Origin of the sequence: Cohnella sp. GbtcB17 (assembly GCF_019091135.1) — a bacterium.
Lineage (GTDB): Bacteria > Bacillota > Bacilli > Paenibacillales > Paenibacillaceae > Cohnella.
This window is the reverse complement of sequence record NZ_JAGXJW010000023.1, coordinates 73,748-88,639: the sequence shown is the minus strand read 5'-3', so window position 1 is coordinate 88,639 and position 14,892 is coordinate 73,748. Positions and strand designations below refer to the sequence as shown.

At 61.2% G+C, this 14,892-nt stretch carries 11 protein-coding genes; 3 read left to right on the top strand and 8 right to left on the bottom strand.

From position 1 onward, the window contains the following. Positions 1 to 116: 116 nt before the first annotated feature. The 3 genes from KVT38_RS14665 to KVT38_RS35555 form a co-directional block, all read right to left on the bottom strand. Entirely contained in the window at positions 117 to 2,474 is a 2,358-nt protein-coding gene (locus KVT38_RS14665) for an MGH1-like glycoside hydrolase domain-containing protein (RefSeq protein WP_217594468.1), read from the bottom strand. A 604-nt stretch (positions 2,475 to 3,078) separates the two neighbouring features. Next, on the bottom strand, positions 3,079 to 5,349 hold the full coding sequence (locus KVT38_RS34780) for a fibronectin type III domain-containing protein (RefSeq protein WP_254639232.1): 2,271 nt from the start codon (positions 5,347 to 5,349) through the stop codon (positions 3,079 to 3,081). Positions 5,350 to 5,629: 280 nt separating this feature from the next. After that, positions 5,630 to 6,346 (bottom strand): GNAT family N-acetyltransferase, encoded by a 717-nt coding sequence (locus KVT38_RS35555; RefSeq protein WP_368859098.1) that lies wholly within the window; start codon positions 6,344 to 6,346, stop codon positions 5,630 to 5,632. A 191-nt stretch (positions 6,347 to 6,537) separates the two neighbouring features. Here KVT38_RS35555 and KVT38_RS14650 point away from each other — a divergent pair, with 191 nt between their 5' ends. Then, positions 6,538 to 7,491, top strand: a complete 954-nt coding sequence (locus KVT38_RS14650; RefSeq protein ID WP_217594467.1) for a TRM11 family SAM-dependent methyltransferase — start codon at positions 6,538 to 6,540, stop codon at positions 7,489 to 7,491. Between the two features lie 77 nt (positions 7,492 to 7,568). Here KVT38_RS14650 and KVT38_RS14645 read toward each other — a convergent pair whose 3' ends face one another. The 4 genes from KVT38_RS14645 to KVT38_RS14630 are packed head-to-tail and all read right to left on the bottom strand — an operon-like array spanning position 7,569 to position 11,544. Beyond that, positions 7,569 to 8,855, bottom strand: coding sequence for a glycoside hydrolase family 140 protein (locus tag KVT38_RS14645; protein ID WP_217594466.1), 1,287 nt, complete (start codon positions 8,853 to 8,855; stop codon positions 7,569 to 7,571). After that, a complete protein-coding gene (locus KVT38_RS14640) occupies positions 8,852 to 9,613 on the bottom strand; it encodes an amidohydrolase family protein (RefSeq protein ID WP_217594465.1) in 762 nt (253 codons plus the stop codon). Before KVT38_RS14640 ends, KVT38_RS14645 begins: the two co-directional genes overlap by 4 nt. Beyond that, the gene (locus KVT38_RS14635; protein WP_217594464.1) at positions 9,610 to 10,677 is read right to left on the bottom strand and encodes a Gfo/Idh/MocA family protein; all 1,068 of its coding nucleotides are present in this window, start codon (positions 10,675 to 10,677) and stop codon (positions 9,610 to 9,612) included. Before KVT38_RS14635 ends, KVT38_RS14640 begins: the two co-directional genes overlap by 4 nt. Before the next feature lie 12 nt (positions 10,678 to 10,689). Beyond that, positions 10,690 to 11,544 (bottom strand): phosphogluconate dehydrogenase C-terminal domain-containing protein, encoded by an 855-nt coding sequence (locus KVT38_RS14630; RefSeq protein ID WP_217594463.1) that lies wholly within the window; start codon positions 11,542 to 11,544, stop codon positions 10,690 to 10,692. 186 nt (positions 11,545 to 11,730) lie between these two features. Between KVT38_RS14630 and KVT38_RS14625 the strand changes: the two genes are divergently transcribed. Then, entirely contained in the window at positions 11,731 to 12,534 is an 804-nt protein-coding gene (locus KVT38_RS14625; RefSeq protein WP_217594462.1) for a sugar phosphate isomerase/epimerase family protein, read from the top strand. Next, positions 12,531 to 13,163 (top strand): GntR family transcriptional regulator, encoded by a 633-nt coding sequence (locus tag KVT38_RS14620; RefSeq protein WP_254639231.1) that lies wholly within the window; start codon positions 12,531 to 12,533, stop codon positions 13,161 to 13,163. Before KVT38_RS14625 ends, KVT38_RS14620 begins: the two co-directional genes overlap by 4 nt. Positions 13,164 to 13,191: 28 nt before the next feature. Here KVT38_RS14620 and KVT38_RS14615 read toward each other — a convergent pair whose 3' ends face one another. Beyond that, positions 13,192 to 14,844 carry an S-layer homology domain-containing protein gene (locus KVT38_RS14615; protein WP_217594460.1) on the bottom strand — a complete coding sequence of 551 codons (1,653 nt, stop codon included), beginning with the start codon at positions 14,842 to 14,844 and terminating at the stop codon, positions 13,192 to 13,194. Positions 14,845 to 14,892: the final 48 nt, after the last annotated feature.

Below are 14,892 nucleotides of genomic sequence, written 5' to 3'. Positions count from 1 at the left end.
CTATTATGCGAAGGCAGCCGCACCTCGGGATACTGCCGGAACTGAACATTACGCGCCGGCGCGACTGTATAAATGGCACATTGCTCGCAAAAACGCAGAATGCGGCGCATAAAAGCTTATTCCGGCGCGGTCTCCGCCTCCGGCATGGCGACCGGCCAGCGCTGATGGCCGGGACGGCAGTCGTATGCGGTATCGGAGCCGGGGAGTTCGAGGCGGAGCCTGAACGGCTTATCGGTGCGCACGTGGACATGCCACCCGTCCTCCTCGTCGATCAGCGTCACGTCGATCGTCGCCGAGCCGAGCGGGTACCGCTTCGCACCGACGGCTTTGCGCGGGGGCGGGCTCCATCTCAGCTCGCCTGCGGTCGAGTCGGGCTCGAGCCCGACGACCGTCTCGAGCAGCAGCGCGATCGGTCCGAGCGCGGTCCATGCGTATTCCGGCGCTGCGGCGCTGCCCTTGGCGAACCGCTCGCTGCCGTAGTTCTCCCAGAACGAGCCGGTGTCGCGATACGTCGCCAGTACGGCGTTCAGATGCTTGAGCGCGGTTTGCCGGGCGAGCGCCGTCATGCCAGCCCGCTGAAAGCCGCGGATCGCGGCATAGTTCGTTGGCGCCCATACGGAACCGCGCCAGTAGTCGCCTTCGGGGACGTAATGCGGCGAATCCGCCGCGACGCTCGGAATCGGATGCGGGCGCCAGAAGGCAGCCGGATCGGTCAAATGACGCGCTAGATCGTGTACGCGATTCGCGGGAACGGCGCCGGCCAGCAACGGCCAAAACGCGGTTACGATCTTGTTCGGATTGTGCCCGCCTTCGTCGAGCGACGCGGCATAGATGTGGGCGTCGGGATCCCACAGATGCAGGTTCAGCGCTTTCCGGGTCTCCTCGTATTCGCGCGCCCACTGCGCGGCCTCTTCGCCGCGGCCGATGAGCCCCGCGATCTTGCCGAGCAGCTCCGCGTCGTGCGCCATTTGCGCCGTCAGGCACGGATAGCCGCTGCCATAGGACGGCGAATTGTCCAACCCGTTGGCAAGGCCGGTCGTCCAGTACGTCCCGTTCGCCTGCCGGCGATTGCGCACGATCCACTGGTGGTACGCTTTGAGCGCCGGATAGACCCGCTTCAGCCGCAGGATGTCGCCGGTCAGCAAGGCCAGATTCCACTCCGCCAGCGTCAGGATGGGCGGATTCGGTCCGAAGTCGGGCTCGTACAGCACGGGCTGCCGGTCCCTCACGTCAAGCTCGCGGTGAATGTAGCCGCCGTCGAACTGCGTGCTGTAAATGACGTCGAGCGACGCATGGACCGGCAGCGCCCTTGCGCCGTATTTGGCCGCGATCGCCGTGAATGCCGTATCCCACAGGAACTGGTTGACGGGGAAGTTGGAGCCGGTGGAGATGTAGCCGCCGGGCAGGCCGCTGTCCGGCGCGGGCTCGCGGACGAGCCGCAGCAGCATGCGCCAGGCGTCGGCGTACAACTCGCCGAGCCCCGCCCATTCGGCCGGCAGCACCGGCTCGGGGGCGGCGGCCAGCAGCTCTTGAACCGACGGCCAACGCAGCCGTCGGTATTCCCGCTCGGGCGCCAGGCGGCCGAGCGACTCGAACACCGGCAGCGGAACGCGGATGCCTGGCGCGGACGGGGCGGCCGACGCGCAGCGCAGCGTCAGCGCGTCCGTGCGGACGACCTCGAGCAGCGGCTCGGCACGCGTCTCGGTGTCCTCCCCGCGGGCGGGCGGCAGCGGGTCGACTGCGTCGGCGACCGGCACATGCGCGATCGCGAGGTCGGCCGGAGCCTGCTTCGCCGGCGCGCTTGGGTGCGCAGGCGAAGCGTACTGCGCGTACTTCGTCTCGTACGGCACGGCCGCCGAACGTAGCGCGATCTGCGCCGGCGGCCGCTCGAGCGTCGAGCGTACGTCCGTTCCCGGCGGCTCGAACGGGTCCGATAGCCGCTTCGCTTCGACGCGCTGATACACGATGCCGCCTTCCTGATGCTGCACCGGATCGAAGCGGAGGTGAACCGGCGGAATGCCGGCGACGCCGGCATGCACGGTGCCGCATATCCGGATGAGATCGGGACGGGCTGCCTGTACCGCGTCCAGCACCTTCTGACGGTTGCGCGACGGACAGTTGGCCGCGGCGTACGGCGCGAATGAAGGCCGCTCGCCCGTGAACGCGCGAAGGACGGCTTCGCCCTTTCGGCACGGGACGACGAAGGCGCCCCGGATCTCCCGCTGGAACGAGCGCCAGTATAGCGGCTCGTCGACGACGAGCATGCCGTCCAGCCAGAGGCGCAGCGGCCTGGGCGATTGCCACTCGATCAGGACGACGCCGTCTTCGGGGACGGCGACGATCCCTTCGTACCGGCGCGGCGCCCCTTCGCATGGCAGCAGCCAAGCTTCGTTGTCCCGGCTTGGCGGGCGATTCCCGCCGGACGGGTCGTCCGCGGGACACCATCGCAGGATGGCGATTGGAGCGTTTGACATGATGCACCTCCGGCGATGTTTAAATGATCTATTGCGATTGTCGTTCGCCGTACGCTTGCGGATTGCGGACGTCTTGGGCCCATTATGCTGCGCTGCGGCGCCGGCGGCTACTGTACGAAGTGAACGTCGATGCCCCAGCTGGCCATTGCCGACTATGCATCTGGTACATGACTGCCAAAAATGAAGATTGGAGCGCGTTGGTGGGTGCTTTGACAATCCGCACGATGTTCCTGGCGGGGACTTCTAGCGTATCGAAGCTGTGGGGAAGTTGGGATTGTTCCTGGCTGGAACTTCTTGCGTGTCGAAGCTTCGGGGGAGGATCGGTTTATTCTTGGTTGGGACTTCTTGCGTGTCGAAGCTCCGGTGGAGGTTCGATTTGTTCCTGGCGGGGATTTCTTGTACATCGAAGCTCCGGTGGAGGGTCGGTTTGTTTCTGACTGGGATTTCTTGTACATCGAAGCTCCGGTGGAGGTTCGATTTGTTCCTGGCGGGGACTTCTTGCGCGTCGAAGCTGCGGGGAAGGCATGAAATGTTGTTTCCGGAAAATCAAAAGGAGGCCACTCGGCCCCCTTTTCACGCCTATGCCGGCGTCGCTCGACTATTCTTACAGCCGCGTCAGCTTGTCGAAATCCGGCGCGTACGATGCTGCGTTGTGGTAAAACTTGATCGTATTGCCGCCCGCGTTTAGGCTGACCGTCACGTCGACATAGCCGACCGTCGTCCAACTGCCCATAGGCGCGAAAGTTACGGTGACCGGAGAACCGCCATTTACGCTGACGAGGCCCGTTCTTGCCGAAGCGTCCCCGTTTTTGTAATACACCCTGACCGTATAGCTGCCCGCCGAAGGCGCGGCGACGCCGTTGAATTGCAGCGTGCCGTCGTTGTTGCCGATGTTGTTCACCGAGTAGCCGCCCGAGCAGGTCGAGCAGGTCGCCTTCCAGGCGCCGCCGGTCAGCGTGTTGGCCGACGCTTCGGCCTCATAGGATACACTGCCGGAGGAAGAGGCGTTGGTTGTGACGGACAAAGCGGCGCTTGCTGCCGATTCATTGCCCGCCGCATCCTTCGCCTTGACCGTGAACGAATATGCGGTCGACGCGGCGAGTCCGGTCACGGTATAGCTCGTGCCCGAGATCAGAGACGAATTCACCTTCGTCGCGCCTCGATAGACGTCGTAGCCGGCTACGCCGACATTGTCGGTAGACGCGGTCCAGGTCAGATTGACCGTCGTATCCGTCTTCGACGGAGCGGTCAGACCGGTCGGCGCTGTCGGCGCCGTCGTATCCGTACCGCCGCCGGTGCCGGTCCATTCGTACCGTCCGATATCCGGCGCAGAGCCGCTGTAAGGCAATCCGACGTTCGTGCCGGCGTTGACGACGAGGCTCGTCGACGAAGAAGGCCTGAAGTACGGATCGGGCTTCGCGCCGGATTTGGTCAGGCCGGGATTGCCCGTCAGATTGTTCGTCGTCACGAGGTTGAACGGCGCCGCCCCCAGCCCGCGCAGCACGGTCGGCACGTTGTTCATCACGTTGTACGTCATCGTCGTGTTGGACAAGTAATTCGTATCCGATGCCGTGAGGATGAGCGCGTAGGACATGTCCTCGACGATATTGTTCTGGAACTTTGTGTTCGTAATGGGCGAATTGCCGACGATTTTATACCAGACGGCCTGCTCGAATTTGTTGAAGTAGTTGTTGTAGATCTTGTTGTTGTCGTAGGCATAGCCGACGTTGAGATTTTCGAAAAAGATGCCGGAATTGTAGGCGTCGGCCGGCAGCACACGGTTATAAAACACGTTGTTGTAGATCTCGTTGTTGCTGACGTACTTCTCCTGCCACATGCCGACTCCCCAGCGGAACTGCTCAAGGTAGTTGTTATACACTTTGGCGTTGCCCGCCGCCAGCTCGATGCCTGCCACCGGCGTATCGTCGCGCGTGTTGATCACGGTGTTGTCGCGGAAAGTCACCGTCGTCCCCGTACCCGCGAAGCGGTTGACCAGCGACACCCAGTTGTTCAGCGTATTGTTATAAATCTCGCTGCCGTCGTAAATGTTCCAAAATTCGAGAGACGCGTCCGCGCCCCATTTCGTGTCGTAGCTGTTCGTATTAATCGTGTTGTCGTATACCTTCAGCCCTTTGAACCAGCCGTTGCTCTCGAACTTGATGCCGAAGCCCGCGGTTTCGTTGATCGTGTTGTGATGGAGGAGCGCGCCGTCCACGCCGCCGATCAGGATGGCGCCGGACGTCCAGCTGGACAGATCCTGAGCCGCATTCGTAAGCACGCAATTGTATACTTGGATACCCGTCAAATAGAAAGGCGGCGGTGTCGTATCCGTCGGGCTCCAGCTGGCGATGATCCGCATCGCCGTATGCTTCGTGTTCTGCACGTTCACGTCATGGATAACGACGTTGTCTCGCGCTTCCACATGGAAGCCCGCTTCAAGCGACTTCGACTGCCCGTCGATCTTGAACCCGCTAAGCGTCTGATTGCCGTTCGCGTGCGACGAAGAGACCAGCAGGAACAGCTCGTTGCGGCCGTTCGCGTACGGAAGCGAGCCGGCCGATATCGTTGTCTGCGAGACGCCGGCCCCGGTCACGTTTACGCCTTCCGGCAGTTGAATCGGCTGCGTCTCCGTGAACGTTCCCGCCGACAGCACGATCGTGTTGCCCGCGCCCGCCGGCACATGCGCCGCCGCATAAGCGATCGTCTTCCACGGACTCGCCGACGTGCCCGTGCCGGTCGTATCGCTCCCCGACGGGCTGACGTAGTAATTCGTCGCCGCGTACGTGCGTTCGGCGAACGCGGACAAGCCAATGCCGCCCAGCAGAACCGCCACTAACAGCCAGACCAAACTACGCGATGCACTGCTTTTGCTCATTACAAGAATCCTCCTCTGCGCTTCGAAATGGTGGTGCGACCCCATTGTTCCACGCAGTCCCGTCCCCGCGATACAATATATTTTGAACATTCGTGCCTTTCGCGAAATTTTAGACTATACATTTTTGTAATCGCTTGCAAAGGCAGATTCCTATTTACATCCGAACGCGAGAAAGTATGCCCCATCGGACGGTTGACGAAGGGGCGGAAGCGACTGCGGCCAAGGCGAGGATTAGGAGCGGCGACGTCATTTCGCTCCTTCTTTTCCCGCGCATCTTCGATCAAACGTGGTACTGTCGATCCGTCCCGCCTTCCATTCGCTTTTCATAAAAAACGATCGTCATCTTGTCGTTAATAACCTTGCTTCCCTCGGTTCTCCTGTAGCCCATTTTTTCGTACAGGTAGCAAAGGCCTGCCTCCTGCAGGATGGTAGCCAGCTCCCATTTCTCGGCATCCGCGTATTGTCGCTCGATCAACTCGAATACGGTTTGCGCGATCCCCCGGCCTTGGTACTCGGGCAACAGGAAGATCGGACTCACCCGGTACGTTTTATTTTGATTGTCGACAATTCGTATCGCCCCGACCGACAGCGTATTAAATACGATAAGGCAGTATTCGGAAAAAGGTTGTTGAAGCCTTTCGACGATTTGCTCGACCGTTTCGTTGGCCGGATTCGTATCGAAATCCTCGTACTTACGCAGCAATGGCATAAACGCTCTGACTTGCATTTCATGAATGAGGGCTGCATCCTGAATGTCCGCTTGTACCAGCCCTACACTAAACTGATCATGACCGTCGCCCACGCGACCGAACGATACGCTCCGCGGTAATTTCGTATCTTTAAGCCTTTCGTGAGCTTCAACAATACTCGGTCGATGCTTTTTCGTGAGTATCCAGCCGCTAATGACATTCATAACGATCTCGACTTCGTTTTTATCGCGCTTCGATAGACCGTGTTCAGAAATCTCGATCGGCTCCCCGAAATGCTGCGATAACACGGACGCGATCTGCAGCCGCTCCGCTTCCGTAGCGAGCTCCTTAAATTCCGCGAGGAGGTTACTATGGTTCGGTTCCAAGTTCATTCTCCTTTGTCGTACAGGATCTCCATCTTATTCCATACGGCGCGCCTCGTATCCTGCTTCTGCTGTATAATAGGCAGCACGAACTTCTATAAAAGGCGGGTTAGGCATTGCTTCCTTTCAAAAAATCTAACGCATACATTTACACCTATGCCGCGCACGAGGACGAACGTTCGCTATGCCGGCTCGAGCTGCGCGCCTTTTTCGGCGTCGACCCCAAGCTGCCCGTTTTTAAAAGCGACGTCGCGATCGATCCCAGCCGAAGCCCTTTTATCCGGGAACGGATCGAAGCAACGTACGAAGGCGACAGCGTCGACGACCTCTCGATTCGATTGGCGGATATGCCAGAGCTACGAGAATCGTTTAAGGTGACTTTCGTGAAGACGAACGATCTGACCGTGGCCGAAAAAATGACGTACGAGGATCAACGGGAGATCGAGCGAAAAATCGGCATGCGGATTAAGGGAAAAGCGGATATGCGTAATCCGCAACGCAGGTTTGGGGTGGTGACGGTCGGCGGCCGTTGGTACTTTGGCCCTTACGTGAAAAACCGCGCCGAATGGCTGACCCATACGGACAAGCCGCGCCAATACTCGATGGCGCTCCCCGCGCGAGTCGCGAGAGCGGTCGCGAACATCGCGGTGCCCCGTCCAGCAGGCATCGCGGCCATCGATCCCTGCTGCGGCATCGGCACCGTGCTCGTGGAGGCGTTATCGATGGGCATCGACATCGTCGGCCGCGAGATCAATCCGCAGCTGGCGACAGGCGCGCGCGAAAACCTCGCGTATTTTGGCCTGCAAGGCGAGATCGTCCTCGGCCCGATCGCTGAAGCGAACGCCGGCTACGATGCGGCCATCGTGGACTTGCCGTACAACCACGTCTCCAGAATCACCGCCAGGGAACAGCTGTCCATTCTTAAGCACGCCCGTCGCATCGCGAACCGCGTCGCGGTCGTCTCCATCGAGCCGATCGACGACATGCTGGCGGCCGCCGGTTTCGCCATTGCCGATCGCGGCTTCGTCAAAAAAGGCGCTTTTCGCCGGGACGTAATGCTATGCCGCTAATGGCAACGCCAAAAAGGACGAAGCAGACACACTTTGCTTCGTCCTTTGCTTCGTCCCTTTCATTCAGGCAAGTCCGCTCAACGGTTAACCCTTTTTCCGATATACAGCACGTCTGCGTTCGCTTCGGGCAGCGCCAGCACCGTCTCCGTGCCGACGGCCCGCACGCTTGGTACGAGCGGATAGCGCGTGCGCAGATCGAACGCTTCCCATTCGTATCGCTCCTCTCCAAGCACAAGCGGCAAGGTTCTGGCATACGGCGCGTATATCGCGACGCCCGCGCGATCCGGCGAGGCAGCCACGCGGATCTCGGGTTCTTCGATCGCCAGCAGCGCCTGCGCAGGCTCCCAGCCGAACAGATCGCAGCGCTCGAACAGCCACTTGCCGAACGCGGCGTCCCGCGCGCCCTCGAACCGGAGCGACGTGCGCCAATCGTACGGCATCATCGAATAGCCTTCGTTGTTGAACGCTTGGCCCCGGCGATGCCACGACCAGACCCCGTGCGCGCCGTAGCCGAAGCCCGTCGCCGCACCGGAGAGCACGCTCGTCCAGAACGCCCTGCGGATCATGAACGCGTCGTACCGCCCGTATTTGCCCCCGTACCCATGGCCTTCGTAGCAAGGCTCCACGTTCATGACTGGCCGCTTGATCGGCTTGTCGTTCAGCTTCAGCGCCATCGCGTACGTTTCGTGCTGGCTGTCGATGCTGTGGCTCGATTGATACGCGTAAAAATCGAGCGTCGGATCCGCCTCGAGCCGCCCGGTCAGGTCGACCACGCTGCCGCCGCAATGCATCGCCGCGAGCGCGTTCGGTTCGAGCCGTTTAAGTGCATGCAGCGCTTCAACATAATAGTCGTCGGCCCCATCGGTCTCGAAATTCGTATCGCCGCTGACGAAGTACATCGGCTCGTACTTGCCGAACGTGCGGGATACGAATTCGACGTACGGCGTCAGATGCTCGTGCGGCATGACGTACCGGCCTTCCGTGATCCGGCTCATCCAGTTGCCCGGCGCATAATCGCCCCAGAGGACGACAAGCACGGGCAGAAAACCTTTGTCGCGCGCCATCGCGGTCATTTTCTCGGCTCGTTCAAAGAAAGGCTCGTCGATGCGAGAAAAGTCCCAGCTCCCGTCCTCCTGTACGTGGAACGGATACAGACCGAGGACCGATTCGCTCCGGTCGTGGATGATCGGCAGGACGGAGATCTGGACCGCGTTAAAGCCCTGTGCCGCGCGGAAGTCCAAGTACGTCTCCCATTCCTCCATCGTAGCGTTGGAGAATACGCTCCATACGGTATCCGCCAGGTAAAAAAACTTTTTCCCGTCCTTTAGAAAATAAGACTTCGACGGGTCGATCGTCAGACTCATGTGTCGTCCCTCCCGGGTTGAATGCGATACAGCGCCTCCGCGCTTTTGCCGAAAATCCATGCCTGATCCTCCGCCGACAGCCCGCACGTACGCAGCTTGCCGATCTCGGCGCCGGCATTGTCCGCGTGATCCGAACCGAACAGGAATCGGCGCGCGCCGAACGCCTCCGCCCAGCGCCGAATCTGGAAGCCAGCCGTCCAAGTGATGTCTGCGTACAGATTGTTGTGCCGCTCCATCGCAAGCGCCGTCTCGCCCGCCATGATCATCATGCCGCAGTGGGCCATTACGATGTTCACGTCGGGGAACCGCTCCGCGACCGCCATCAGATTGGACGGATTCGCGAACGGGATGCCCGCGCCGGTGTGCACCATGACTGGAACGCCCCATTTGCGGCCTTGCTCGAACACCTTGCGTCCGTCACGGCTGTCCGGATGAACCGCATGCGCCGACGTATGCAGCTTGATGCCGACGAAGCCGAGCTCCTCGATGCAGCGCCGGACATCCTCCTCGTAGACGTCGTCCTTCAGGTGCGGGTTCGGATTGGCCATGCCGAGGAACTGTCCGGGGTACCGCTCGGAGAGCGCGAATATGGCGTCGTGCTGCGTCCGCACCGTCTCGAGATCGTGACAGGAAGCCGGCTGAACGATGGACAATCCGATCCCGTGCGACCGGTGTTTGTCCAGCAGCTCCTCTTCCGTGAACGTCTCGTCGAAGACGCAATCCTCGCCGAGGTGGGCGTGCGCGTCGATGATCGTCATTTCGTTCTTAGCTCCTCTCGGTTCAAGTAGACCGGGACATGGCGGGAAGCGCTCTCGTACGTGCCGAATATCATGCGCAGCGTCGTCAGGTTGTCTTCGCCGCTCGTCTCGAAAGGCCGCCCGTCCGCCAGGCGTTCGATAAAATGCGACTGCAGGCGGAAGTGGCTCTCCTCGTGATCCAGCGGGTGCGCTTCCAGCACGGTCGATTCAGCGCCGTCACGCTTCACGAGGCCGATCGCGCCGTTCGCATACAGCTTGATTGTCCCGTCTTCCCCGTCCACGACCATTTGCTCCAGATGCGCGGGCCCGACCGTTTCGCCGAGCGGCGCTTCCAGCTTCTGCCTCGTCGCCCAGCTCATGTCCATATAGCCGTACCGGCCGTCGTCGTAACCGAGCGTGACGATGCCCGCGTCCTCTCCTCGAACATAAGGGCTGACCGTCGCGAGCTCGGCGTAGAGCCGGGACGGCGTTCCGAAAAGGAACCGCCACGTATCGTACCAGTGCGCACCCATCTCGTAGAACAGCAAGCGAGGCATGTCGCGGAAAAAGGGTTGCGGCAACGGGATGCCGGGGAGCATACGCGGCGTATAATAGTCCGAATGAACGTATCGCATGGCATGAAGCCTGCCGCAATGTCCAGCGTCCAGCAGCCGCTTGATCGTTCGAAAACGCGACAGCCAGCGCCAGTTTTCCGTGACCATCAACCGTACGCCCGCCGCGCGCGCCAGCTCGACCATCTCGCGGGCTTCTTCTTCGCTCCGGGCAAACGGCTTCTGGCAAAGTATATGCTTGCCGGCAGCGGCCGCCTCCCGCACCAGCTCGACATGCGTTTCCGGGCCGGTGACGATATCGACGATATCGATATCCGCATTTGCCAGCATGGACGCGAGATCGGCGTAGCGCCGCTCTTCGGGCACGCCGTACCGATGGGCTTTGGCCGCCAGCCGATCCGGATCGCGATCGCACAGCGCTTCAATCCGTACGCCTTCGATCCGCTGCCAGGCGCCGAGATGCTTTTCCGACCACCAGCCTGTGCCGACGAGGCCGATCCTCCATTCGCTCATGTCCCGACTCTCCTAACCAGCCGAATTCAGCTTCTCGGGATGGAGCATCGCGTCGATCTGTTCGTAGACCGAGGACGGCTCGAACAGGCGGCGCCAATCCGGCTGGATCATGAAGCGCTTGCCGTATTCGATCGCGATCTTGCAGGCGTCGGAGAACGGATTGCCAGCCTCGCCGAATACGATCGCGAGCTGAATGTTGACGTGCCCGAGCATGAAGTCGCGCGCCGCCTCGTAGGGCACGCCGCGATCTACCGCTTCGTCCATCGCCTCGCGCATGAGCGTCGCCAGCATCGAGCTCACCGTCTCCGCCATCGTCGGCTCAAGAATCGCCATCTGCGCCAGCGTGATCCGGTGCGAGCGGAATACCGGAGCGAACATCGCCTTGGCCGTCTCCTCCCCTTCTTCGTAGTGCGACTCGTCTCCCTGCACGAGCGAGCAGACGATCGCCTGCTTCGCCTTGACGCCCCCGAAGTAATCGCGCCGCGCCTCCGGCGACGTCTCGTCATTAAATACGGGCGGATGGCACGGGTGAGAGACGAAATAGACGACATCGTCCCGCTCGGGCAGTTGCTTCAAATAGGCCGCGGCAGGGTCCAGCAAGATCATCATCGCCCCGCTTTTCATGAGCGGCACGACGTTCGCCGATACAGCGCCGATCCGCACGTCCGGCACGGCCATGATGACGATATCCGCTTCGGGTACGGCCTCCTCCTGACGCGTCGGCGCAAGCCCCCGCTGGGCCAATTGCAAGATGCCCCGCTCGCCCGTTTCCACATAACGCATGTCGTACGGCGATGCCTTCAAATTATCGGTGATGCGGCAGCCCATTTTGCCGCCGGCGCCGATCAGTGCAACGACCTTGGTCACATCGTACCCTCCCGGATCGCGGATCGATTGCCCCGTTCCGCATCAAATTCATGCTAAGATTAACACGCCGTCAATATGAATACAATTGGTATACCAAAAAAATACCGAAAGTATTGTAGGGCCGCATCAGGCGTGATAAACTTCAAAAAGAAGAAACAACTTATCGCAAAAACGGGGGAATCGCGCATGGGATGGGGAATCGGCAGTTATGCGCTCGCTTGGGCGATCGGCGTGCCGGGATACGAGCCGCCGGTGCGTCCTCTCACGGCAAGGGGACTGCTGTCCGCGGCCAGGGACGCGGGCGCCGGTGTCGTTCAATTCGCCGACAATTTGCCGCTGCACGAGCTGCCCGATGCCGAGCTTGACGAGCTCGTCCGGCATGCGCGCGAATGGGGCATCCAGCTCGAGGTCGGCCTTCGCGGCACCTCGCCGGATTCGCTGGCGCTGTATGCGGATCTCGCCTTCCGGATCGGCTCCCCGCTCGTGCGTACTTTGATTACCGAGGCGGATATGCAATCGGCCTGCAGGGATCTCGAGGCGGCGCTTCCCGGCTACGAATCGAAGGGAATCGTCCTCGCGATCGAAAATCACGGGCTGCATACGACGGACCAGCTGGTAGCGCTGTTCGAGCGTTTCCACTCGCCGAGCCTCGGCTGCTGCCTCGACACCGTCAATTCCTTCGGCGCGCTCGAAAGCCCGGATGCGGTCATCCGGGCGCTGGCGCCATATACGGCAAGCTTGCACGTCAAGGACTTCGAGATTCGGCGCGTGGACCATCAAATGGGTTTTTCAGTGCTCGGCACGCCTGCCGGACACGGCCGCCTCAATTGGACGTTGCTGCGCGAGGAGCTGCATAAAAGCGGCCAGAGGCCGAATTGGATCATCGAACTATGGCCGCCGTTCGCAGGCAGCGTCGAACGGACCATCGAGCTGGAGCGGGAATGGCTCGATGCCAGCGCATCCTTCGTGCGAGGAGAATGGAAGGCATGAAATTGACGCTTAAAGAAAAAGCTTACGCGGAACTGAAAAGCTTGATCCTCGGCAATGAATTCGAACCGGGGGACTATATGACAGAGCGCATGCTCGAGGAAAAGCTCTCGATGAGCCGGACGCCGATCCGGTCGGCGCTCGAGCGGCTCGAGAGCGAAGGGCTGGTTCGTTACACCCCGAACAAGGGACTTTTCGTCGCAGACTTCTCCATCCAGCGCGCCGTCGACTTTTTCGACATCCGCGTCGCGCTGGAGACGCATGTCGTCCGCAAGCTGTCCGCGCGCGCCTGGCGGGAAGACGAGCTCGCCTGGTTCCGGGACAATTTGGCGAGGCAGAAGGAATTGGCCGACCAGAACGACAACGCGGGCTTCACGACGGTCGATTCGGCCTTTCACCTGCAGCTCGCGAAGTATCATGAGAACGTCGAGATCGTTCAATCGATGGAAAACTTGCAGGACAAGCTGTACCGGATCGCCATCCGCGTTCTTCGCAAGGACACGACGCGCATCCGCTTTTCCTACGAGGATCATGTCCGCATCTTCGAGCTGATCGTCGCTGGCCGCCCCGACGAAGCCGCGTCCGCCATGACCGACCATCTGGAATACGGCAAGCGGATTCTGATCCACTAAGTCACGGGCGAGGCGGCTTTAGGCGCGCTTACTCAAAATCGTACGAAACGAACCGCCTGCCGTTGGCCATGCTCGTCCAGACGTCCAGGCTCTCCCCGCCCATATACCAGTAGCCGTAGCCGGCTACGCCGAACGATTGGCCGAGTCCCGCCTTCAATGCCAGCGACCTGCCGTCCTCCAGCCAGATCCGGTGCAAGGACGCGGCGTTGCCGTAGTATGCGTAGCTCTGGCCGATCGACTCCTCCCAGCTTACCTTGGCGCGCTTCGCCGTCACTCGTTCGTTCTGCTGAAGCAAGCTGATCACTTCGGAGAAGGTCGCGCCGCCTTCGGTGCGCCAATCCCGGTTGTACAGCGGCAGCGCGAGCACGATCCGGCCGGCAGGCACCTGCTTCAGCAGCGTCGTCAAGCCTTGCCGAAGCCAAGGCAGCGAAGACACCGAGCCCGCGGCGCCGCCGCTCCAATGCTCGTCGTAGCCCATCAGCACGACATAATCGGCCGCTCTCCCCAGCGCGGCATAATCGAACGCTTCCGTCCAATCGGTGCCGAAGTCGGGAGAAACATTCACCGACAAGACGGCGTCCAGGTCGTCCAGCTCGTCGTCCAATTCCGATACGAAAGCGGTAAACGACTGCCGGTCTCCGGGTGCCACGTTCTCGAAGTCTACGTTCAGCCCGTCCAGACCGTACTGCCGAACCAAGCCGGCCAACTTCAACGCGAACGCGCTTCGCCGTCCGGCGTCGGACAGCATCGCATGCGTGGCGGCTGGATCGGAGCGATTGCCGACCATCGTCCACACCTGCTTGCCTTTGGCGTGCGCCCAATCGACGAGCGCGGCATCCGTGTAGTCGGTAACGCCGCCCGTCTTGTCGAGGAAAAAGGAGCGAGGCGACAATGTATTGATGCCGGAGGCGAGAACCTCCTTTTCATACTGTGCGGTCGACTGTCCGTATTGCCAGCCGAGCTGGATCGGGGTATCCGGCGCGGCTTGAATCTCGGCAGCCCATCCCGGATACGACCATATTCGGTCGAGCAGGACGGCCGCCTCCTGCCTCGTCATCGGCGAAGCCGGCCGGTAGCTGCCGTCGGCATCGCCGCCCATGAGGCCGAGCTGCTTCATACGGTATACCGCGGACAGCGACCAAGCATGGATGTGCACCTCATCCATGTAAAGCTGCGCCGCCGGCACAAAACCCGCGTCGAGGGGCTGCTTCAAAGCGCGCGCGATCAGCACCGCCGCTTCTTCGCGCGTCACCGCACGATTCGGCGCGAACGACGCGTCTGAAGTCCCCTTTGCCAATCCGAGCTGGATCGCGGGCTCCACCCACCGGTAAAACCAGGCTGTCTTCGGCACGTCCGAAAAGGAAGGTATCGCGCTCTCGACGGGCTCGATGCGCAGCAGCCGGTCCAGCATCGTCATGAATTCCGCGCGGGTCACCGGCTTGTCGGGCTCGAACATATGCGCCGACGTGCCGGTCACGATATGTAGGGCCGCCATGTTCGAGATGGACTGGGCGGCATAATTGTTGCGCACGTCGTCAAACGGAAGCGAGCTTGAGGCGTTGGCGGAAGCGGCAGCCGCAGCCGGCGTCAACCAGGGTCCGCCTAACCATCCCGCAAGCCCCCCGGCGAGCGCCGCGGCCGCAACTGTCCTTCGGGATGCGGCTGCTAATTTAGACAGCATCAGGTATCACGCTCTCCGATCGTTGATAGACTCTCGCACTCTATCGTA

Excerpts from the sequence above, each read along its gene's own strand:
- KVT38_RS14665 (WP_217594468.1), bottom strand. The coding sequence starts at position 2,474 with ATGTCAAACGCTCCAATCGCCATCCTGCGATGGTGTCCCGCGGACGAC.
- KVT38_RS34780 (WP_254639232.1), bottom strand. The coding sequence starts at position 5,349 with ATGAGCAAAAGCAGTGCATCGCGTAGTTTGGTCTGGCTGTTAGTGGCG.
- KVT38_RS14645 (WP_217594466.1), bottom strand. The coding sequence starts at position 8,855 with ATGAGTCTGACGATCGACCCGTCGAAGTCTTATTTTCTAAAGGACGGG.
- KVT38_RS14640 (WP_217594465.1), bottom strand. The coding sequence starts at position 9,613 with ATGACGATCATCGACGCGCACGCCCACCTCGGCGAGGATTGCGTCTTC.
- KVT38_RS14635 (WP_217594464.1), bottom strand. The coding sequence starts at position 10,677 with ATGAGCGAATGGAGGATCGGCCTCGTCGGCACAGGCTGGTGGTCGGAA.
- KVT38_RS14625 (WP_217594462.1), top strand. The coding sequence starts at position 11,731 with ATGGGATGGGGAATCGGCAGTTATGCGCTCGCTTGGGCGATCGGCGTG.
- KVT38_RS14620 (WP_254639231.1), top strand. The coding sequence starts at position 12,531 with ATGAAATTGACGCTTAAAGAAAAAGCTTACGCGGAACTGAAAAGCTTG.
- KVT38_RS14615 (WP_217594460.1), bottom strand. The coding sequence starts at position 14,844 with ATGCTGTCTAAATTAGCAGCCGCATCCCGAAGGACAGTTGCGGCCGCG.